At 55.0% G+C, this 20,880-nt stretch carries 18 protein-coding genes; 3 read left to right on the forward strand and 15 right to left on the reverse strand.

The annotated features are described in order from the left end of the window. Positions 1 to 8 precede the first annotated feature (8 nt). The 5 genes from glgA to asd form a co-directional block, all read right to left on the reverse strand. Entirely contained in the window at positions 9 to 1,442 is a 1,434-nt protein-coding gene (gene glgA, locus I6L53_RS21200; RefSeq protein WP_042322968.1) for a glycogen synthase GlgA, read from the reverse strand. A 2-nt stretch (positions 1,443 to 1,444) separates the two neighbouring features. Then, positions 1,445 to 2,737, reverse strand: coding sequence for a glucose-1-phosphate adenylyltransferase (gene glgC, locus I6L53_RS21205; protein ID WP_042322970.1), 1,293 nt, complete (start codon positions 2,735 to 2,737; stop codon positions 1,445 to 1,447). Between the two features lie 17 nt (positions 2,738 to 2,754). Then, a complete protein-coding gene (gene glgX, locus I6L53_RS21210) occupies positions 2,755 to 4,728 on the reverse strand; it encodes a glycogen debranching protein GlgX (protein WP_042322972.1) in 1,974 nt (657 codons plus the stop codon). Then, positions 4,725 to 6,911 (reverse strand): 1,4-alpha-glucan branching enzyme, encoded by a 2,187-nt coding sequence (glgB, locus tag I6L53_RS21215; RefSeq protein WP_042322973.1) that lies wholly within the window; start codon positions 6,909 to 6,911, stop codon positions 4,725 to 4,727. Before glgB ends, glgX begins: the two co-directional genes overlap by 4 nt. Before the next feature lie 272 nt (positions 6,912 to 7,183). Further along, a complete protein-coding gene (asd, locus tag I6L53_RS21220) occupies positions 7,184 to 8,290 on the reverse strand; it encodes an aspartate-semialdehyde dehydrogenase (RefSeq protein WP_042322975.1) in 1,107 nt (368 codons plus the stop codon). Positions 8,291 to 8,481: 191 nt separating this feature from the next. Here asd and yhgN point away from each other — a divergent pair, with 191 nt between their 5' ends. Further along, complete coding sequence (gene yhgN / locus I6L53_RS21225) at positions 8,482 to 9,075, forward strand: NAAT family transporter YhgN (RefSeq protein ID WP_042322978.1); 594 nt, start codon at positions 8,482 to 8,484, stop codon at positions 9,073 to 9,075. 37 nt (positions 9,076 to 9,112) lie between these two features. Here the strand turns inward: yhgN and gntU are convergent, their stop codons facing one another. The 5 genes from gntU to I6L53_RS21250 form a co-directional block, all read right to left on the reverse strand. Continuing rightward, positions 9,113 to 10,453, reverse strand: a complete 1,341-nt coding sequence (gene gntU / locus I6L53_RS21230; RefSeq protein ID WP_042322980.1) for a gluconate transporter — start codon at positions 10,451 to 10,453, stop codon at positions 9,113 to 9,115. Between the two features lie 3 nt (positions 10,454 to 10,456). After that, positions 10,457 to 10,984 carry a gluconokinase gene (gntK, locus tag I6L53_RS21235; RefSeq protein ID WP_042322982.1) on the reverse strand — a complete coding sequence of 176 codons (528 nt, stop codon included), beginning with the start codon at positions 10,982 to 10,984 and terminating at the stop codon, positions 10,457 to 10,459. A 139-nt stretch (positions 10,985 to 11,123) separates the two neighbouring features. Further along, the gene (gene gntR, locus I6L53_RS21240) at positions 11,124 to 12,119 is read right to left on the reverse strand and encodes a gluconate operon transcriptional repressor GntR (protein ID WP_042322984.1); all 996 of its coding nucleotides are present in this window, start codon (positions 12,117 to 12,119) and stop codon (positions 11,124 to 11,126) included. Between the two features lie 90 nt (positions 12,120 to 12,209). Beyond that, a complete protein-coding gene (locus tag I6L53_RS21245; protein WP_042323596.1) occupies positions 12,210 to 12,905 on the reverse strand; it encodes a pirin family protein in 696 nt (231 codons plus the stop codon). Between the two features lie 123 nt (positions 12,906 to 13,028). Then, the gene (locus I6L53_RS21250) at positions 13,029 to 14,066 is read right to left on the reverse strand and encodes an oxidoreductase (protein WP_042322986.1); all 1,038 of its coding nucleotides are present in this window, start codon (positions 14,064 to 14,066) and stop codon (positions 13,029 to 13,031) included. Between the two features lie 459 nt (positions 14,067 to 14,525). On the opposite strand from I6L53_RS21250, the gene yhhY reads away from it, so the two are divergent. Further along, complete coding sequence (gene yhhY, locus I6L53_RS21255; protein ID WP_042322988.1) at positions 14,526 to 15,014, forward strand: N-acetyltransferase; 489 nt, start codon at positions 14,526 to 14,528, stop codon at positions 15,012 to 15,014. Positions 15,015 to 15,049: 35 nt separating this feature from the next. Here yhhY and ggt read toward each other — a convergent pair whose 3' ends face one another. Then, a complete protein-coding gene (gene ggt / locus I6L53_RS21260) occupies positions 15,050 to 16,795 on the reverse strand; it encodes a gamma-glutamyltransferase (protein ID WP_042322990.1) in 1,746 nt (581 codons plus the stop codon). A gap of 119 nt (positions 16,796 to 16,914) precedes the next feature. Between ggt and I6L53_RS21265 the strand changes: the two genes are divergently transcribed. Further along, positions 16,915 to 17,292, forward strand: a complete 378-nt coding sequence (locus tag I6L53_RS21265) for a DUF2756 family protein (protein WP_042323598.1) — start codon at positions 16,915 to 16,917, stop codon at positions 17,290 to 17,292. On the opposite strand, the gene ugpQ is transcribed toward I6L53_RS21265, so the two are convergent. Genes ugpQ through ugpA form a run of 4 tightly spaced genes read right to left on the reverse strand, consistent with a single transcriptional unit; the run spans position 17,276 to position 20,828 of the window. Beyond that, positions 17,276 to 18,022, reverse strand: coding sequence for a glycerophosphodiester phosphodiesterase (gene ugpQ / locus I6L53_RS21270; RefSeq protein WP_042322992.1), 747 nt, complete (start codon positions 18,020 to 18,022; stop codon positions 17,276 to 17,278). The two genes, I6L53_RS21265 and ugpQ, sit on opposite strands and share 17 nt — an antisense overlap. Further along, positions 18,019 to 19,089, reverse strand: coding sequence for a sn-glycerol-3-phosphate import ATP-binding protein UgpC (locus tag I6L53_RS21275; RefSeq protein ID WP_042322993.1), 1,071 nt, complete (start codon positions 19,087 to 19,089; stop codon positions 18,019 to 18,021). Before I6L53_RS21275 ends, ugpQ begins: the two co-directional genes overlap by 4 nt. A gap of 9 nt (positions 19,090 to 19,098) precedes the next feature. Further along, positions 19,099 to 19,944 (reverse strand): sn-glycerol-3-phosphate ABC transporter permease UgpE, encoded by an 846-nt coding sequence (ugpE, locus tag I6L53_RS21280; RefSeq protein WP_042322995.1) that lies wholly within the window; start codon positions 19,942 to 19,944, stop codon positions 19,099 to 19,101. Next, complete coding sequence (ugpA, locus tag I6L53_RS21285; protein ID WP_042322997.1) at positions 19,941 to 20,828, reverse strand: sn-glycerol-3-phosphate ABC transporter permease UgpA; 888 nt, start codon at positions 20,826 to 20,828, stop codon at positions 19,941 to 19,943. Before ugpA ends, ugpE begins: the two co-directional genes overlap by 4 nt. Positions 20,829 to 20,880 lie beyond the last annotated feature (52 nt).

The following is a 20,880-nucleotide window of genomic DNA, read 5'->3' on the forward strand; positions in this document are numbered from 1 at the left end:
CTGAATATCTATTTCAAGCGATAGTAAAGCTCGCGGTATGACTTCGCCGCGACTTGCCAGCTAAAATCCATCGCCATCGCTTGCCGTTGTACAAACCGCCAGAGCGAAGGTCGAGACCACAGCACGAAAGCGCGGCGGATGGCCCGCAGCAGAGACCAGGCGTTGCTGTCCTCAAACACAAACCCACTGGCGATGCCATCGGCAAGGTTTTCCAGCGAACTGTCGGACACCGTATCAGCCAGCCCACCGGTACGCCGTACCAGCGGCAACGTGCCGTACTTCAGCCCGTAGAGTTGCGTTAAACCGCACGGCTCAAAGCGGCTGGGTACCAGAATAACGTCCGCGCCGCCCATAATGCGGTGCGAAAACGCTTCGTGATAGCCAATCTGTACACCGACCTGGCCGGGATATTCTGCGGCGGCGGCAAGGAAACCTTCCTGCAACACCGGATCGCCCGCCCCCAGCAGCGCCAGTTGCCCGCCCTGCTCCAGCAAACCCGGCAGCGCCTCCAGCACCAAATCCAACCCTTTCTGACTGGTCAGACGGCTGACGACGGCAAACAGGGGAACCTTGTCATTCACCTTCAATCCCATCGCGATCTGCAGCTGGCGTTTGTTTTCCGCCTTCTCTTCCAGTGAATCACGCGTATAGCGAGACGCCAGCAAGAGATCCGTCTCCGGACTCCAGATTTTCTCATCCACCCCGTTCAGAACGCCGGAAAGACGCCCTTCACGGTGGCGCTGTTGCAGCAGTCCTTCCATACCGTAGGCAAACTGCGGCTCAGTGATCTCCCGGGCGTAGGTCGGGCTGACCGCCGTGATATGGTCGGCGTAGTACAGGCCGGCCTTCAGGAATGAAATCTGACCGTTAAACTCCAGACCATGCATGTTAAAGAACGACCATGGCAGTTGGATGTCATTCATATGCTGCGCATAAAACATGCCCTGATACGCCAGGTTGTGCACGGTAAATACCGATTTCGCCGGACGTCCACGCGCGGCCAGATACGCAGGCGCCAGGCCTGCATGCCAGTCGTGCGCATGCACCACATCCGGGCGCCAGAATGGATCAAGCCCGCAGGCCATTTCACATCCGACCCATCCCAACAGCGCAAAACGCAGCACGTTATCGGTGTAGGCAAACAGGTTCGTATCGTGATACGGACTCCCCGGACGATCGTAGAGATGCGGGGCATCAATCAGGTAAATGCCCACGCCGTTGTAATGACCAAACAGCAGGCTGATCCTGCCCGCGAAGGTGTCGCGGCGGCTGACCACTTGCGCATCCGTGATACCTCGACGAATGTCGGGAAACGCGGGTAGCAGAACGCGGGCATCCACACCATCCGCGATTTGCGCTGCCGGCAACGCACCAATCACATCTGCCAGACCACCTGTTTTCAACAGGGGAAACATCTCCGAACATACATGTAAAACCTGCATTCTCACTCCTGTTTGACCTGCAGTTTGCGCAGCATTTCACGCGTCACCAGCACAATGCCTTCCTCAGAACGGTAGAAGCGACGGGCATCTTCTTCCGCATTTTCACCGATCACCATGCCTTCAGGGATAACGCAGGCGCGATCGATAATGCAGCGACGCAGGCGGCATGAGCGTCCTACCCAGACTTCAGGCAACAACACTGCCGAATCAATATTACAGAATGAATTCACCCGCACGCGCGGGAACAGAACGGATTGCACGACCACTGAGCCGGAAATAATACAGCCGCCGGAAACCAGCGAGTTCAGCGTCATCCCATGACTGCCCGAGCGGTCCTGCACAAATTTCGCCGGCGGTAGCGATTCCATGTGGGTACGAATCGGCCAGTTCTGATCGTACATATCCAGTTCTGGGGTTACGGATGCCAGATCGAGGTTCGCTTTCCAGTATGCTTCCAGCGTCCCGACGTCACGCCAGTACGGCTCGGACTCAGGATCCGACTGGACACAGGACAACGGGAAAGGATGTGCATAAGCCATGCCAGCTTTGGTGACGGTCGGAATGATATCTTTGCCAAAGTCATGGCTTGAGCTGTCGTCACCGTCATCTTTTTCCAGCAACTCATAGAGGTAATCAGCATCAAAAATGTAGATCCCCATGCTGGCAAGGGATTTCGTGGCATCGCCTGGCATCGCGGGCGGGTTGGCCGGTTTTTCCACGAACTCAATGATCTTCTCGTTTTCATCGACGGCCATTACGCCGAACGCGCTGGCCTCTTCGATCGGCACCGGCATACAGGCCACGGTGCAGCGCGCGCCTTTCTCTACGTGGTCGATCAGCATGCGCGAATAGTCTTGCTTATAGATATGGTCACCCGCCAGGATCACCACATATTCCGCCTTATAACGACGGATGATATCAAGGTTCTGCGTCACCGCATCTGCCGTGCCGCGATACCAGTTTTCGCCCTGCATTCTTTGCTGGGCAGGGAGTAAATCGACGAATTCATTCATCTCCTCACTGAAGAACGACCAACCACGCTGAATATGCTGTACCAGAGTATGAGACTGATATTGCGTGATGACGCCAATACGGCGGATCCCGGAGTTAAGACAGTTGGATAAAGCAAAGTCGATAATACGAAACTTACCACCAAAGTGAACGGCCGGTTTTGCACGCTTGTTGGTTAAATCCTTCAGACGGGTGCCACGTCCTCCTGCCAGAATCAGGGCAACTGATTTCAACGGCAACTGGCGCGCCAACATTAAACGGTCATTCTTCTCTAAACTCACCATGACTAACTCCTTTTTGATCATCTCTGGAACACACACAGTCCGTGCGCAGGTCCCGGCCAGACAGCCGTAATTACCGGATTATCCACTCCGGCAAAGGGGGGAACAGCACGCCATTCCCCTTCAGGTAAAACAATTTCAGCAGCATCAAGCGCGGCATTGATGGCAATAAGAAAACGGTCCGACAGCAGGATTTGCATCTGCATTGGCCCGTGTTGCCACTCATCCGCACTCAATGGTTGTGCATGACGATTAAGCCAGCGCACGTTGCCATCTCCCTCTTCCCACCAATGGTCTCCCACCAGCGCCGGGATTTGCTGGCGCAGTTTTATCAATGCAGCGGTAAAATCGATTAATCCCCCGCTCGCCTGCGACCAGTCCAGCCAGGTCAACGCATTGTCCTGGCAGTAGGCGTTGTTGTTGCCATGCTGACTGTGTCCGTGTTCATCACCGGCCAGTAACATGGGCGTTCCCTGAGAAAGTAAAAGCGTCGTCAGCAACGCATGAATGCTGTCGCGGCGACGTTCGACGACCTCCAGAGTGCCACCTAATCCTTCTTTACCATGATTATTGCTATAGTTATTGTCGGTTCCGTCCCGATTTTCTTCTCCGTTCGCCTCATTGTGTTTCTGATTGAAACAAACGCAGTCTCTGAGCGTGAAACCGTCATGCGCGGTGACCAGATTGACGGAAGCAGAGGGTTTACGCCCATCGCGCTTAAACACGTCACTGGAGGCTGCAAAGCGCCCGGCAAACTCACCGAGCGACAGGTTGCGCTGTAGCCAGAAGCGGCGTGACGCATCGCGAAAATGATCGTTCCACTCCGCGAACAGCGCGGGAAAATTACCCACCTGGTATCCGCCAGCCCCGATATCCCACGGTTCAGCGATAAGCTTAACGGCGGAAAGCACAGGGCAACTTTTGATGGCGGTGAACAACGGCGCGTCCTGGCGAAACGCTGGCGTGCGCCCCATCACCGATGCCAGGTCAAAACGAAAACCATCAACGTGGCAGATTTCTACCCAGTAACGCAGGCATTCAAGGGCATACTCCATCACGCCAGGATGGCTGAGATTGAGCGTGTTACCGCAACCGGTCCAGTTGTGATAATCGCCATCCTCTCTGATCCAATAATAGCTACGGTTGTCGATTCCGCGCAGGGAGATGAACGGTCCGTCCAGATCCAGTTCAGCACTGTGGTTGAGCACAATATCAAGAATGACCTCAATACCCGCTTTGTGCAGCGCTTTAACGGCATCGCGGAACTCATCCAGCGCCGTCTCGGGTGAGCAGGCATAGGCCGGATGCAGCGCAAACAGCGCGACGGGGTTGTAGCCCCAGTAGTTCGATAACCCCAGGCGTTGTAAACGCGGTTCACTGGTGAAATGCGCCACGGGCAGCAATTCCAGCGCGGTGATCCCCAAATGCTTCAGATAGTTGATCATCACCGGATGGCCGAGCGCTTTATACGTACCGCGAATCTCCGGCGGGATCTGCGGATGCAGGTACGTTAAGCCTTTGACATGCGCTTCATAGATGACAGTATTGCCCCACGGCGTGCGCGGCGGGACATCGTCCTCCCAGTCATAGCGATCGGCTGTCACCACACACTTTGGCGCAATGGCGACGTTATCGCGATGATCCGGCTGGTCATAACCCGCATGCATCAGCGGGTCATCTTTCAGGTCACCCTCTACGCGACGCGCACAGGGATCAATGAGTAGCTTCGCCGGATTAAACCAGTGCCCCTGCGCTGGCTGCCACGGTCCATGAACGCGGTAGCCATAGCGCAAACCGGGACGGGCATCGGCCAGATAGCCGTGCCAGACATCTCCGGTGCGCGCTGGCAGATCGTAGCGCTGCTCATTGCCCGATGCGTCAAACACACACAGCTCAACGCGCTCAGCATGCGCGGAAAAGAGCGTGAAATTCACGCCATGTCCGTCATACGTTGCGCCATGCGGTGTGGCGTTGCCGGCAACCAGTTGTGTCATTCCGCCTCCCGCACCAGCCAGATTGTCGACAGCGGCGGCAGGGTCAGATTCAGTGATTGCGGGCGTCCGTGGCTGGAAATCTCATCGGTATGTACCGCCCCGCCGTTCCCGACATTGCTGCCGTGGTAGTGCATCGAATCCGTATTGAGAATCTCGCGCCATTTACCCGGCTGGTTGACGCCAAAGCGGTAACCGTGACGCGGCACCGGCGTGAAGTTACTGACAACGATAATTTCATTCCCGACCTTATCGCGACGGACAAATACCAGTACCGAACGTTCGTTGTCATCCACCACCAGCCATTCGAAGCCGTAGGAATCAAAGTCGAGTTCATGCAACGCTTTGTGGTGACGATAGGTCAGGTTGAGGTCGCGTACCAGGCGTTGTACGCCGTGATGCCAGTTGTCACCGCCCTCAAGCAGGTGCCAGTCGAGGCTGGCGTCATGGTTCCACTCGCGCCCCTGAGCGAATTCGTTGCCCATGAACAGCAGTTTTTTACCCGGGAAGGCCCACATCCAACCGTAATAGGCGCGCAGGTTGGCAAATTTTTGCCACGCGTCGCCCGGCATACGGTCAAGAATCGATTTCTTACCGTGCACCACTTCGTCATGCGACAACGGCAGAACAAAGTTTTCGGTGTAGTTGTAGAGCATGCCGAAAGTCAGCTTATCCTGGTGATGCTTACGATAAACGGGATCCAGCTTCATGTAATCGAGGGTGTCGTGCATCCAGCCGAGGTTCCACTTGTACCAGAAGCCAAGACCGCCCATGTCCTGGGGACGAGAGACGCCAGCAAAATCCGTCGACTCTTCCGCCATGCTCACCGCTCCCGGCACCTGCTCACCGAGAATGCGGTTGGTGTTACGTAAAAATTCAATCGCCTCCAGGTTTTCGCGGCCGCCGAATTCGTTCGGGATCCACTCGCCCTCTTTGCGACTGTAATCGCGATAGATCATCGACGCCACGGCATCCACGCGCAGGGCATCAATACCAAAGCGCTCAATCCAGTACAGCGCGTTACCCACCAGATAATTACTGACCTCACGACGACCGTAGTTGTAGATCAGCGTATTCCAGTCCTGGTGATACCCTTCGCGCGGGTCGCTGTGTTCGTACAGTTTGGTGCCATCAAATTCAGCCAGCGCAAAATCATCTGACGGGAAGTGGCCCGGCACCCAGTCAAGGATCACGTTCAGACCCGCCTGATGCGCAGCGTTCACGAAATAACGGAAATCATCGCGCGTGCCGAAACGACGCGTTGGCGCATAAAGACCGGTAGGCTGGTAGCCCCAACTGCCGTCAAACGGGTGCTCGTTCACCGGCATCAGTTCGATGTGGGTGAACCCCATCCATTTCACGTACGGGATGAGCTGATCGGCGAGTTCCCGGTAGCTCAGCCAGAAATTGTTGTCGGTATGACGACGCCACGACCCCAAATGCACTTCATAGATGGAGATTGGCGCATCGAACTGGTTGGCTTTTTTACGCGCCTCGGTTTGTTCCACTTTTTCGGGCAGACCGCAAATGAGCGAGGCCGTTTCCGGACGCATCTGCGCCTCAAAGGCGTATGGGTCGGCTTTAACCCGCAGGTTGCCGTTGGCGTCGATCATCTCATATTTATAGAGCTGACCATGCTGTGCGCCCGGGATGAACAGTTCCCAGATTCCGCTCTCTTTGCGCAGACGCATCGGGTGACGGCGACCATCCCAGAAGTTAAATTGTCCGACCACAGAAACGCGACGTGCGTTCGGTGCCCAGACGGAGAAACGAGTCCCCGTGACGCCATCCATCGTGTCAGCATGGGCGCCCAGGGTTTCATACGGACGCAAATGGGTGCCTTCAGACAGCAACCAGGCATCCATATCCTGAATCAGGGGACCAAAACGGTAGGGATCATCAATCAGATTTTGCTGGCCATGCCAGACTACAGCGAGTTGGTAGCGAAAAGGATTTTTACGACGAGGTAATACACCGCTGAAAAAACCGCGTGAGTCGAGGCAGTCCAGTTTGCCGACTTTGCGCCCGGTTTTAGGTTCGATCACCCACACTTCAGTGGCGTCAGGTAAAAGCGCGCGAACTTCAAGTCCGGCAGGGGTCTGGTGCATACCGAGTACGGAAAAAGGATCCGCAAAATGGCCTGCAATTAGCGCATTAATCACGTCTCTATCGATTCGATCGGACATGGTTTTCATCCTGTTTTTTGGTGTCACTCTTCCAACTGATTTTTGACATCAGTTAGCGACACTTTTTTTTGACCTGAACGGCGCAGCACAATTGTGCATCCTCTCTGCCCCGTCCTACCTTCAGGTAAAGCCCTGATACAGCGATCAGGACACCCTTAAAGAATAGCCAACACTTTCATTAACTCCTGCATAAAGATTATACATCTGCGTTTACTCCTTTTTTTACGCATAAAAAGGGGTGACTCAGCACCCCTTGAAAATAACAAACACGTTTACGCCAGATGCCGCAACATACGGCGTAGCGGCTCTGCCGCCCCCCAGAGTAGTTGGTCGCCCACCGTAAAGGCTGACAGGAACTCCGGCCCCATATTCAGCTTACGCAGACGGCCAACTGGCGTGGTCAACGTACCGGTAACGGCCGCTGGGGTTAACTCACGCATAGTAATATCCCGATCGTTTGGCACCACTTTCGCCCACGGATTGTGAGCCGCCAGCAGTTCTTCCACGGTCGGAATGGAAACGTCTTTTTTCAGTTTAATGGTGAACGCCTGGCTGTGGCAGCGCAGCGCCCCGACGCGTACGCACAGGCCATCTACCGGGATGACAGACGCCGTGTCGAGGATCTTGTTGGTCTCCGCCTGACCTTTCCACTCTTCGCGGCTCTGGCCGTTATCGAGCTGTTTGTCGATCCACGGGATCAGGCTACCCGCCAGCGGGACGCCAAAGTTATCCACCGGCAGTTCGCCGCTACGGGTCAGTTGAGTGACTTTGCGTTCGATATCAAGGATGGCGGAAGAAGGGGTGGCCAGTTCATCAGCCACATAGTTATGCAATTGGCCCATCTGGTTGAGCAGTTCGCGCATATGGCGCGCGCCGCCGCCGGAGGCCGCCTGGTAGGTCGCGACCGATACCCACTCCACCAGGTCATGGGCAAACAGACCGCCCAGTGACATCAGCATCAGGCTGACGGTACAGTTACCGCCGACAAAGGTTTTAATCCCGTTGTTCAGGCCGTTGGTGATGACATCCTGGTTAACCGGGTCGAGAATGATGATCGCGTCATCTTTCATGCGCAGCGAAGAGGCCGCGTCAATCCAGTACCCCTGCCATCCGCTTTCACGGAGCTTTGGATAGATTTCGTTGGTATAATCGCCGCCCTGACAGGTCACGATGATATCGAGCGCTTTCAGCGCATCCAGATCGAAAGCGTCCTGAAGTGTGCCGGTCGAGGTGCCGCCGAACGTTGGCGCTGCCTGCCCAAGCTGGGAAGTTGAAAAGAAAACAGGGCGAATGGCGTCGAAGTCGCGCTCTTCAACCATGCGTTGCATGAGAACGGAGCCGACCATACCGCGCCAGCCGATAAAACCAACATTTTTCATAGCGTTTTTTTCCTGCAAAGATGTGTGCTGTGTATGCTGACCAGTGTCCTACTGGCTCATCCTTCACCATACAAAAAGCAGCCAAAGTCGCAAGTGAATTTAATCAATGATAGCGATGCCATCAGTAATGCGACTTATCCCGCTGCTTAAGCGAGCAGAAAGTCCAGGGCAATTATCAGGGAATTTGAGTTATGAATGAAATCATTTCTGCAGCAGTTTTATTGATCCTGATTATGGATCCGCTCGGTAACTTGCCCATTTTCATGTCCGTACTGAAACATACCGAGCCGAAACGGCGTCGGGCGATAATGGTGCGCGAGCTTTTCATTGCGCTGCTGCTGATGCTGATCTTTCTTTTTGCGGGCGAGAAAATTCTCGCATTTCTTAATTTACGAGCCGAAACGGTTTCAATATCCGGTGGCATTATCCTGTTCCTGATCGCCATCAAAATGATTTTCCCCAGCGCCACCGGAAACAGCGCCGGACTTCCGGCGGGTGAAGAGCCCTTTATTGTCCCGTTGGCGATCCCGTTGGTTGCCGGTCCAACAATTCTGGCCACGCTAATGCTGTTATCGCATCAGTACCCGAATCAGATGGGACATCTGGTGATTGCTCTGCTGCTGGCCTGGGGCGGCACCTTTGCGATCCTGCTGCAGTCGTCGCTGTTTCTGCGTCTGCTGGGCGAGAAAGGGGTGAATGCGCTGGAGCGCCTGATGGGATTGATTCTGGTGATGATGGCGACCCAGATGTTCCTGGACGGCATTCGGATGTGGATGAAGGGATAATTAAAAGCCAGGTGGCGGCTGCGCCACCCGGCAAACATCAGCTCAACAGCTGGAACGCAATCATCCCGATTATCGCACCCACGGTGCCGAGGATCGTTTCCATCATGGTCCAGGTCTTCAGCGTTTGTGCTTCTGTCGCACCGGTGAATTTCCCAAACAGCCAGAAACCGGCGTCGTTCACGTGGCTGACCACGATCGAACCGCCCGCGATGCAAATAGACAGCGCCGCCATCTGCGCACCGGAAAAGTTCAGCTGTTCAATCACCGGCATCACCAGCCCCACCGCCGTTAAGCAGGCCACGGTCGCGGAGCCTTGAATGATACGCACGGCTGCCGCCAGCACGAAGCAGGTAATGGCAATCGGTAAGCCCATCCCGGTCAGCGCTTCACCCAGTGCCGGGCCCACGCCGGAATCCACCAGCACCTGTTTGAAGACGCCGCCAGCACCAATCACTAACAGGATGATCCCAGCAGGTTGCAGCGCGTGACCGCAGATTTCCATCACCTTATCTTTTGGCATCCCCTGACGCATCGCCAGGCCATAAATCGCCACCAGACAAGCCACCAGAATCGCGGTGAACGGGTGGCCGATAAATTCAAACCACTGGTAAGCCGTAGAACCGACCGGCACAAAGCGTGCGGCGATGGTTTTCAGCCCCACCAGCACCAGCGGCAGCAGGATCAGCGACAGGCTGAAGCCGAAGGACGGCATTTTGCCCTCGCCCAGGTGCGGTTCGGTAATATCGTCAGGAATACTCAGTTCAACGTAGCGGCTGATAAAGTTGCCCCACAGCGGCCCGGCGATGATCATCCCAGGAATCGCGGCACACAGACCAATCAGAATCATCCAACCGAAGTCGGCGTGCATCTGAGAGGCGAGCAGCATCGGCGCAGGCCCCGGCAGCAGAAATGCGGCGGCAGCCGCCACGCCAGCAAACAGCGGAATCACCAGCTTCACCAGGTTCGTACCGGTATGACGCGCCATCGAGAACGCGACGCTAATCAACAGTACAATTGCCACTTCAAAGAACAGCGGCAGCGCGCAAATCAGCCCTGCCAGCCCAATCGCATAGTGTGCGCGGCTGTGACCGAAGGATTTCAACATCTTGACCGCAATCTGATCGACCGCGCCCGTTTCATGCAAAATCTTGCCGAACATTGCCCCCAGAGCAACCACAATCGCCAGGAAGCCAAGCGTACCGCCCATCCCTTTTTCCATTGTCGCTGCGATTTTATCGAGCGGCATACCGGAAAAGAGACCTGCACCAATAGACACCACCATCAAAGCAACGAAGGCGTGCATACGCGCCTTCATCACTAAAAACAACAGCAGCAGAACGGAGCCTACTGCTGTTAAAACAAGCGTTAATGTACTCAAAACTTACTGCCTTTTATTGATAACCTCGATGGTGCTGGCAACAACACCTTCCAGTGGCTGATCGATATCCACCACCAGTACGTCGTTTTCGTCAGCCCCCGGCTCTTGCAGCGTTTCAAACTGCGTCACCAGCATCTGGGTTTTGAAGAAATGGCCTTTACGCGCCTTCAGACGGCTTTCGATCACATCGAAATCGCCTTTCAGGTAGATGAAAGAGAGGTTTGGGTTACCGTCACGCAGCAGGTCACGGTAGTGTTTTTTCAGCGCGGAACAGACGATCAGCGAAACCTTATTGGTACGCTGCATCGCAAACGCGGCGTCATTCAGCGCCTGCAACCACGGCTTACGATCGTCATCATTGAGTGGCTCACCGGACGCCATTTTCTCAATGTTGCGACGCGGATGGAGAAAATCGCCATCAAGAAACGCGGCATGCAGTTGATGCGCCACTTCGCTGGCGACAGCGGATTTGCCGCTGCCCGATACGCCCATCAGAACGTAAATGTGGTGATCATGGTTAGTCGTGCTCAAAGTGGTGCCCCCACAGTACAAGAATCAGGAATTGTTACGGGTAACTGTTATCGGTAACATTGTCCAGCTTGACTAAAACAGAAGCAATATCCAAACGTGCGAGAAGTGAATAAGTGTGAGCTACTTCAAATTTGTTGGCTTAAATAGATCCACCCGGTGACAAGGTGAAACCTAAATCTAACATTTTTGGCGTGACGCTCTCCCCACGGATTCGCGCTAACAGACGCTCTGCGCCAATGCTGCCCATTCGCTCGCGCGGCGTCAGCACACTGGCCAGACGTGGCTCCATCACCTGGCCGATATCATGACCGTGGAAACCCGCAATTGCCATGTCATCCGGGATCTTCAGTCCTAAGCGCTGGCATTCAAAGGCTGCGCCCACCGCCAGGTCATCGTTGGTACAGAAGATGCCGTCCAGTTGCGGATACTCGCGACGCGCCTGACGAATAAGCTCAATACCCGAGGAGTAAGAAGAAGATTGCTCCACCATCACACTGTAGGGCACCAGACCCGCATCCAGCATCGCCTGCTCATAACCCTTCTGTTTGATGATAGTACGTTCGTCGAGACGTGCCCCCAGATAGGCGATATGACGATGCCCGCGTGCAATAATCGCTGCAGTCATCTGACGCGCAGCGTCAAAGTTGTCAAAACCAACAGCGATATCAAGGCAAGGCGACTGACTGTCCATCAGTTCAACCACCGGAATCCCCGCCACTTCGATCATTTTCAATGTGCGCGGCGTATGGGTACGTTCAGTCAGGATCAGTCCATCGATGTTCCACGAAAGCATCGATTCCAGACGCTCCTGTTCCATCTCTGGCTTATAACCGTAGTGCGCCAGCATGGTTTGATAGCCATGCGCATCCGTCACGGCCTCAATACCGCGTAAAACTTCGGCAAAGACCTGGTTAGTTAACGAGGGTAGCAACACGCCAATGGCCCGGCTGGTGGCGTTGGAGAGAATATCAGGCGCGCGATTGGGAATGTAACCCAGTTCATCAAGTGCAGCAGCGATCTTGCCCCGCAGGGCGACGGAAACTTGCTCCGGATTACGCAAAAAGCGGCTGACCGTCATTTTGGTCACGCCAACGCGGTCGGCTACATCCTGAAGTACGGGTCTTTTCTTCTTCATCGTCCTGAGAAATCATAAGTGAGAGATTTGCTCAGTTTATCACGGACAAAGCGCAACCTTCCCCGTTTAAAGGGAAGGTTGCGTAATTATTTATACAGGAGGCAGATCAAACAGCAGGATTTCGCTATCGCTGTCAGCATGAATTGACAGAGCCTGCTCATCCCAAATCGCCAGACCGTCGCTGGTAGTGGCTTTGGTGCCGTTAATGCTCACCTCACCTTTTACCACCTGGATCCAGACGCGACGTTCCGCGGCAATCTGATGTACTGACTGCTCGTCTTTCACCAGCGCCCAGCGATACAGCTCCATATCCTGGTACACTTTCAACGAACCGTCGCGAGCATCCGGCGACAGCACCAGCTGTTTACCCTGTGCGGCGTCAAAACGGCGCTGCTCATAACGCGGCGTGATGCCGGTTTTTTCCGGAATGATCCAGATCTGATACAGACGCAGACGATCCGTTTTGCTCGGGTTGTATTCGGAGTGACGGATCCCGGTCCCCGCGCTCATAATCTGGAATTCACCCGCCGGTACCTGCTCTTTATTACCCATGCTGTCCTGGTGTTCTACTGCGCCTTCCAGCACGTAGGTCAGGATTTCCATGTCTTTATGCGGATGGGTACCGAAACCCTGGCCAGCGTCAATCACGTCGTCGTTAATCACGCGCAGTGCCGAGAAGCCCATAAAGTTTGGATCGTAGTAATCCGCAAAAGAGAAGGTATGCCAGGAATCCAGCCAGCCATGATTCGCGTGGCCACGGTCGTTTGCTTTGCGTAAGTAGATCATTGTGTTCACCCCCAGATGTTTTCGATGGAGACAGTGTGGACCGAATCCCTCATCAATCATAGAGGGTGAAAATTGACTCCTCTGTTCAAAAATTATGAACAATTCAGGAGGAGCCAATCCGGCTTATCGGGCGAGACTGATGGTGGCAGGAGAGACCTGTTCGAATGCCCGTTCGAGGATTTCAAGATTGGTCAGAACTTCAGATTCCTTGACGTAATTTGGCGCGCCGGTGGTGAGAGTGTCATACAGCGCGTCATAGACACGACCGTAGTCGCCCGTTTCCGGTTTGATCTCTTCTTTCACCGTCACACCTTCATCGTTGACATACTCCAGCACGCCAACAGAATCATCCGCCGCAAAGCCCGGTTCACCAGGCATGATGTTGGCCTTCAGGCTGGTTTCCTGTTGGTCAATACCATATTTGATAAACGAACCTTTGGTGCCGTGAACGATAAACTTCGGATAGTCGATTTTCACCAGATGGCTGGTTTTGACGATAGCCTTTACATCGCCGTAAAACAGTTGTGCTTCAAAGGTGTCATCCGGATTGGCCTTATTGCGCAGGCTGCGGATGTCGTATGCCACATGGTCCGGGCGACCGAACAATGAGATTATCTGATCCATGGTGTGTACGCCCAGACCATAGAAGGCACCGTCCTGCGGCAAACCGGGGTGAGTTTCCGCAACCGGACGGTAGTAATCGAAGTGGCTTTCCACTTCCACAATCTTGCCGAGCTTGCCGCTTTCAATCGCCTTTTTGGCGGTCAGGAAGCAGGAATCAAAGCGACGGTTCTGATACGGCGTGACGGTCAGCCCTTTGCTTTGCGCCAGTTCAAACAGCACTTTCGCTTCAATCATCGTTGGGGTGAATGGCTTCTCTACCAGTACGTTCTTTCCTGCTTCCAGCGCCCGTTTCGCGTAGTCAAAATGGCTGTCTGCGTGGGTACAGATGACGACCAGTTTCACCTCAGGGTCGTTAAACACGTCATCAAGATCGCTGGTGAAATGGATGTGCGAGTAGATCGGTGCCTGCTCTTCCGGCTTCGCGTGACGACGAAAAATATGCGCCACATGCCAGGTGTCTTTACGGTTGAGAACGTACGGCAGGTGGTAGCGGGTCGCGCTCTTGCCGAACCCAATAAATGCGCAATGTAAGGTCATGATGCTGTCCTTTCAGAAGGTGATGACCTACACCATAGCGCAAAGCGGAGGGAGACTAAATGCGGGAAGTCCCTGAGGGCGCGCTGGCGCACCTGGAAACGGATTGCTCGCGCCTCGGGCGTGAGTGGCGCAGGCAGATTATTCACGGCCTGCGCACAGCAACCGGAGCGTACTTGATGTATGTGAGGAGCTCGAGCACTTCCCGGGGACAAAATGACAAGTAAGCCAGGCTGAAAAAAAACCAAAAAAAAAGCCAGCACCCGGCTGGCTAAAATAATACTGGAAGCAATGTGAGCAATGTCGTGCTTTCAGGTTCTCCGCGAGGGTCTCCCTGAACGCAGAGCAATAATAATCATTCTCATTCGCAGTTGTCCAGTAATTTTTACAAAAAAATGCGGTTGACGACATTTTTAATCTCAGCGACTGTAAAGGCACAATTAACCCTGAAGGAGATCGGGAATGAGTGAGATCGTGATACGCCACGCTGAGACCAAAGATTACGACGCAATTCGTCAGATCCATGCCCAGCCGGAGGTGTATTACAACACGCTACAGGTTCCTCATCCTTCCAGCGAGATGTGGCAGGCGCGACTGGCCGAGCAGCCAGGCATCAAACAACTTGTCGCCTGCATTGATGACCGCGTTGTCGGACACCTGTGTATTGCCGTCGCACAGCGCCCACGCCGGAGCCACGTCGCCGATTTTGGTATTTGTGTCGATACGCAATGGCAAAACCGCGGCGTCGCCAGCGCATTAATGCGTACCATGATCGACATGTGCGACAACTGGTTGCGCATCGAACGCATCGAATTAACGGTGTTTGTCGATAACGCGCCCGCCGTGGCGGTGTATAAAAAATATGGTTTCGAAATTGAAGGCACCGGCAAAAAGTACGGGCTGCGAAACGGCGAGTATGTCGATGCATATTTTATGGCACGGATGAAATAAGCGGTCGGCCCTCCCGAACGCGAGGGCCGCTGAAATCAATATCCCGCCGTTAAGTCATCCACGGTGCGTGGGTCAGATGCGCCGTACAGCGCGCCGTCCGGCCCGACCATAATACTCTGCGTGCTGCCCATCGCCTCTTTCAGCGCGACCTTCTGCCCTTTTTGCTCAAGCAGTTTAAGGGTATCCGGGCTAAAGCCTTTCTCCACACGCAACTCATCCGGCAACCATTGATGATGGAAACGCGGCGCGTTGGTGGCTTCCGCTACGTTCATCCCAAAATCGATGCTGTTGACCACCATTTGCAGCACGGTCGTGATAATACGACTCCCGCCAGGGCTGCCGGTAACCAGCCAGGTTTTACCGTCTTTCACCACGATGGTGGGCGACATCGACGACAGCGGACGCTTCTTCGGCCCGACCGCGTTAGCATCGCCCCCCACCAGACCATAGACGTTGGGTACGCCCGGTTTAGCCGAAAAATCATCCATCTCGTTATTCATCAGAATACCGGTGTTACCCGCCACAATGCCGGTCCCGAAGGTGGTGTTGAGGGTATAGGTGACCGCCACTGCATTCCCGTCTTTATCCACTACCGAGAAGTGAGTCGTCTGGTTACTCTCGTAAGGCGCAAGCTTACCAGGGCGAATCTCGCTGGAGGGTTTCGCCTTGTTGATATCAATCCGCTCCGCAATCGATTTGGCGTAATCTTTGTTGGTCAGCGCTTGCCACGGCACCTTCACAAAGTCCGGGTCACCCAGGTATTCCGAACGATCGGCGTAGGCCTGTTTCTCTGCTTCTGCCATCACCTGCATGGCGTCCGCACTACCGAAGCCGTATGACTTCATGTCGAAATTTTCAAGGATATTCAGGATCTGCACGATGTGGATCCCGCCAGAGGACGGAGGCGGCATTGAGAAGACCTGATACCCGCGATAGTCGCCGGCGATCGGCGTGCGCTCTACCGCCTGGTAGCCCGCTAAATCCTGTTTGGTCATCAGCCCGCCGTTTTTCTGCATCTCCTGCTCAATCTGGTCGGCAATCGCCCCTTTATAGAAGGCATCCGGGCCATTTTCCGCAATCAGCTCCAGACTTTTCGCCAGGTTTTTCTGCACCAGCCTGTCGCCCTTTTTCAGCGGTTCGCCATCCTTCCAGAAGATGGCTTTGCTGTTCTCGTGATTCGGCAACACTTCACTGCCGTAGGTTTTCAGATCGTCCGCCAGCGCATCGTTAACCACAAAGCCCTCTTCAGCCAGCTTGATTGCCGGACGCACCACTTTGTTGAGCGGCAAGGTGCCATATTTTTCCAGCGCCAGTGAGAACCCGGCCACGGTGCCCGGCGTACCGGAGGCCAGATGAGAGGTCAGCGATTTTTTACTGTCCGGATTACCCTGATCGTCAAGGAACATATCGCGCGTGGCGTTAGCCGGTGCCATTTCGCGAAAGTCGATCGCCGTGGTTTTACCGTCTTTGGTCCGCAGCAGCATAAAGCCACCTCCGCCCAGATTTCCGGCCTGTGGATGTGTCACCGCCAGCGCATATCCCACGGCGACCGCGGCATCCACGGCGTTCCCCCCCTGTTTGAGAATATCCACGCCAACCTTCGTTGCCATCGCATCAACCGAGGCCACCATTCCCTGCTTCGCGCGTACGGGATGGAATACATCTTCCTCCACACCATATGACACTGGAGGCGGTGGAGGGGGGGCAGCGAGCACACTGAAACAGCTTCCTGATAGCAGAGCAGCAAGGGCTACCCGGCGTAAAAACGTCGGTTTCGTCATCGTTATTCTCCAAAGATGTGGGGTCAGCCCCCCACTAAGCCTGGTGCATAACTCTGAAATGATCATCGTTTCGCCGGGAAAGGCGTAAACTTAAGAGAGACCTCAGAGGAGGAAAAATGATGAAACGATGCTTAATTTTGGCAGCGCTACTGCCGTTTGCCTGTCTCGCACAGCCGATTAACACCCTGAACAATCCGAACCAGCCTGGCTATCAGATCCCCAGCCAGCAACGGATGCAAACGCAGATGCAGACGCAGCAGATCCAGCAGAAAGGGATGTTGAATCAACAGTTAAAATCGCAGACGCAGCTCCAGCAGCAAAACCTGCAAACGCAGATGAACAACAATAGGCAGCGGATCCAACAGGGTCAGGTACGCGAACAGCCGTTACCCAATACTAACGGCGGAATGTTGAGTGGCGGTACGCGCCAGGAGAGCGGCCAGCAGCACATGCTACCGCCGCGTCAGAATGGCGATATGCTTAACCCGCAGCAGTAAAGTCCGGGCCAATCACATCAATCGCATCGGTACAGATGCAGTCCACGCCCCAGCGCAGCAGCTCCGCCGCACGCTGGGGTTTGTTGACGGTATACACCAGAATATGTAACCCCGCCGCTTTTAGCTGCTTAACCCGCGTTTCATCCAGCAGGGAGTGATTCAGGTGAATCGACACGCAGGCCAGGCGAGCGGTCAGTTCACGCCAGTCATCACGCCACTCGTCAAGCAGCAAACCTCGGGGTAGCTCCGGCACGGCCGCCTGCGCCGCTTCCAGCGCATCAATATCAAATGACGACAGCAACGGTGCGGTCATCCCCTGCCATAGCTCACGCGCGGCAAGGGCTATCGCCTTCCCTGTTAGCCCCCCGGTTCCGGTGGTCGGTTTAATTTCGATATTGGCCATCAAGCCATGCTGGCGACAGCGCTCTGCCACCTGCGAAAGTAGTGGGAGCGGTTCGCCTTTAAACTCACCGCTGTACCAGCCACCGGCATCCACCCGCAGCAAATCCTGCCAATTGAGTTCCCCCGCCACACCCCAGCCGTTGCTGGTGCGTTCAAGGTTGTCATCGTGCAGCAGAAAAATTTCCCCATCCTTCGACAGCTTCGCGTCGAACTCGATCATGGTATGCCCGTAGTGCGCGCCAACGTCGATCGCCGCCAGCGTGTTTTCCGGTGCCAGTTTACCGCCGCCGCGATGGGCGACGATGCGGGGATACGGCCAGTTACTCATACACGTTGTCCTGTTTCACCGTCAAAAAGGTGCAAATGATTTTCCGGCAGATGCAGCCACAGCATGCTGCCCGCCTTTGGGCGTTCCTGATGTGCCAGACGCACCACCAGTTTCTGCTCTCCCCAGCGACCGTGCGCCAGATTATCGGCACCCAGCATCTCCAGTGTGTCCATCACCAGCGGCACGCCGCCTTCCGACCGGGAGCTTAGCGCAATATGTTCCGGGCGGATACCCAGCGTCATTTTACGTCCGGCATAACCGCGATAGTCCCCGTTGATGGGCAGCGCCATGCCGCTCTCCAGCTCGAAGTGCGTACCCGCATTACTGATCCGCCCTTCCAGCAGGTTCATCGCCGGGCTGCCAATAAAACTCGCGACAAAGCGGCTAGCGGGTTTTTCATAGACCTCCACCGGCGTGCCAATCTGCTCGGCAATACCTTTGTTCATCACCATCACGCGCTGGGCAAGCGTCATCGCTTCAACCTGATCGTGAGTCACGTACAGCGACGTGGTTTTCAGGCGACGATGTAAATGCTGGAGCTCCAGGCGCATTTGCACGCGCAGTTTGGCATCCAGGTTCGACAGCGGCTCATCAAACAGGAACACCGCGGGATCGCGCACAATGGCGCGCCCCATCGCCACGCGCTGGCGTTGACCGCCGGACAGTTCGCGCGGACGACGTTTGAGCAGGCCGTCCAGTTCAAGAATACGCGCCGCCTCTTTTACTCGCTGCTCAATATGGCTCTTGCCCATCCCACGGATTTTCAGCCCCCACGCCATGTTCTCTTCCACACTCATATGCGGGTAGAGCGCATAGTTCTGGAAGACCATCGCGATCCCACGATCTTTTGGCTCCATTTCGGTCACGCGTTGACGGTCGATCCAGATATCGCCGCTGCTAACACGCTCCAGCCCGGCCACCATCCGCAGAAGCGTGGATTTCCCGCAGCCGGACGGGCCGACCATCACAATGAATTCACCGTCCGCCACGTCCAGCGTCAACGGTTGAATCACCTGGGTTTTACCATCCCAGCTTTTGGTTACTGCCTGTAATTTTAAACCTGCCATCGCGATATCCTACTTCTCACTGTCCACTAAACCACGCACAAATGCCCGCTGCATGGCTAAAACGATAACGACCGGAGGGATGAGGGTTAGCAACATTGCCGCCATCACCTGATTCCACAAGGTGGTGCCTTCGCCGGTGGCAATCATTCCTTTTATCCCCGCCACGGCAGTCCCCAGATTGACATCGGTGATAATCAGCAACGGCCACAGATACTGGTTCCAGCCGTAGATAAAGGTGATGACGAACAACGCCGCCAGATTGGTTTTCGACAGAGGCAACACGATATCGCGGAAAAAACGCATCGGCGAAGCGCCGTCAATACGCGCCGCTTCGATAAGCTCATCCGGCAGGGTCATAAAGAACTGGCGAAACAGAAAGGTGGCCGTTGCCGATGCCATCAGCGGTAGCGTCAGTCCTGCGTAGCTGTCGAGCATTTTCAGGTTGGCGATCACTTCCACCGTCGGGAAGATACGCACTTCAACCGGCAGCATCAGGGTGATAAAAATCATCCAGAAGAACAGGTTACGCAGTGGAAAACGAAACCAGACGATGGCAAAGGCAGAGAGCATCGAGACCGCAATTTTCCCCACCGTAATGCCAAACGCCATGATGAAGCTGTTGAGCATCATCAGCCAGAACGGTGCGCTGTTCGCACCGACGCCGTTGACCCAGATATTTTTCATGTTTTCCAGCAGATGCGTGCCGGGGATAAGCGTCATCGGCGTTTCAAACACCGCGCTGTTGTCCAGCGTCGCCGCAACAAACGCGACATACAACGGGAACAAAATCACCGCAATCCCCAGTATCAGCATGGTGTGGCTGAATATCGTCAGCCCGCGACGGTTCTCGATCATTGGTAACGCACCTTACTTTCCACGTAGCGGAACTGCACCACCGTCAGAATAATGACGAGGAACATCAGCACCACCGACTGCGCGGCGGACGCAGAGAGATCCAGCCCGGCAAACCCTTCGCGGTAAATCTTATAAATCAGCGTGGTGGTGGCCTGCACCGGACCGCCTGCGGTCGCGGCATCAATAACCGGAAACGTATCGAAGAAGGCGTAGACCAGATTGACCACCAACAGGAAGAAACTCACCGGCGCGATCAGCGGTAACGCCAGTTTGAAAAAACGACGGACCGGCCCAGCGCCATCGATCGCGGCGGCTTCAACCAGCGAGCGCGGGATCGATTGCAGCGCGGCAAAGAAGAAAAGGAAGTTGTAACTAATCTGCTTCCAGACGGAGGCGAAAACCACCAGGAACATCGCCTGTCCGCTGTTCTGCGCGTGGTTCCAGTCATAGCCAAACTGCTCAAGGAAATGGGTAATTAGCCCGCGTCCTGGGTTAAACAGAAAGATCCACAGTACGGCTGCCACCGCAGGTGCCACAGCATAGGGCAGCAGCATCAGTGTCTGATAAAGACGACTGCCGCGCACCACGTAATCCACCAGCGCGGCGAAAAATAACGATACCAACAGGCCGCTAAACGTCACCAGCGCACTGAATTTGATCGTCGTCCAAAAAGAGTCGAGATAGTAGCTGTCATGAAACAGCGTGACGAAATTATCCAGCCCGACAAACTGGCTGGAAAGCCCAAACGGATCGACGCTTTGTAGTGAGTACCACAGCGCTTCGCCCGCAGGCCAGATAAAGAAAATGACGGTGATCGCTAGTTGTGGCGCGACCAGCACATAAGGTAGCCAACGCGAACGGAACACCGGACGGGATGAGGACATAGCGGGTTGATTCCTGAACAGTGCCGGGCTGACGGTATCGCCTGCCCGGCAT

Source organism: Citrobacter farmeri, assembly GCF_019048065.1.
In the GTDB taxonomy this organism is placed as follows: Bacteria; Pseudomonadota; Gammaproteobacteria; order Enterobacterales; family Enterobacteriaceae; genus Citrobacter_A; species Citrobacter_A farmeri.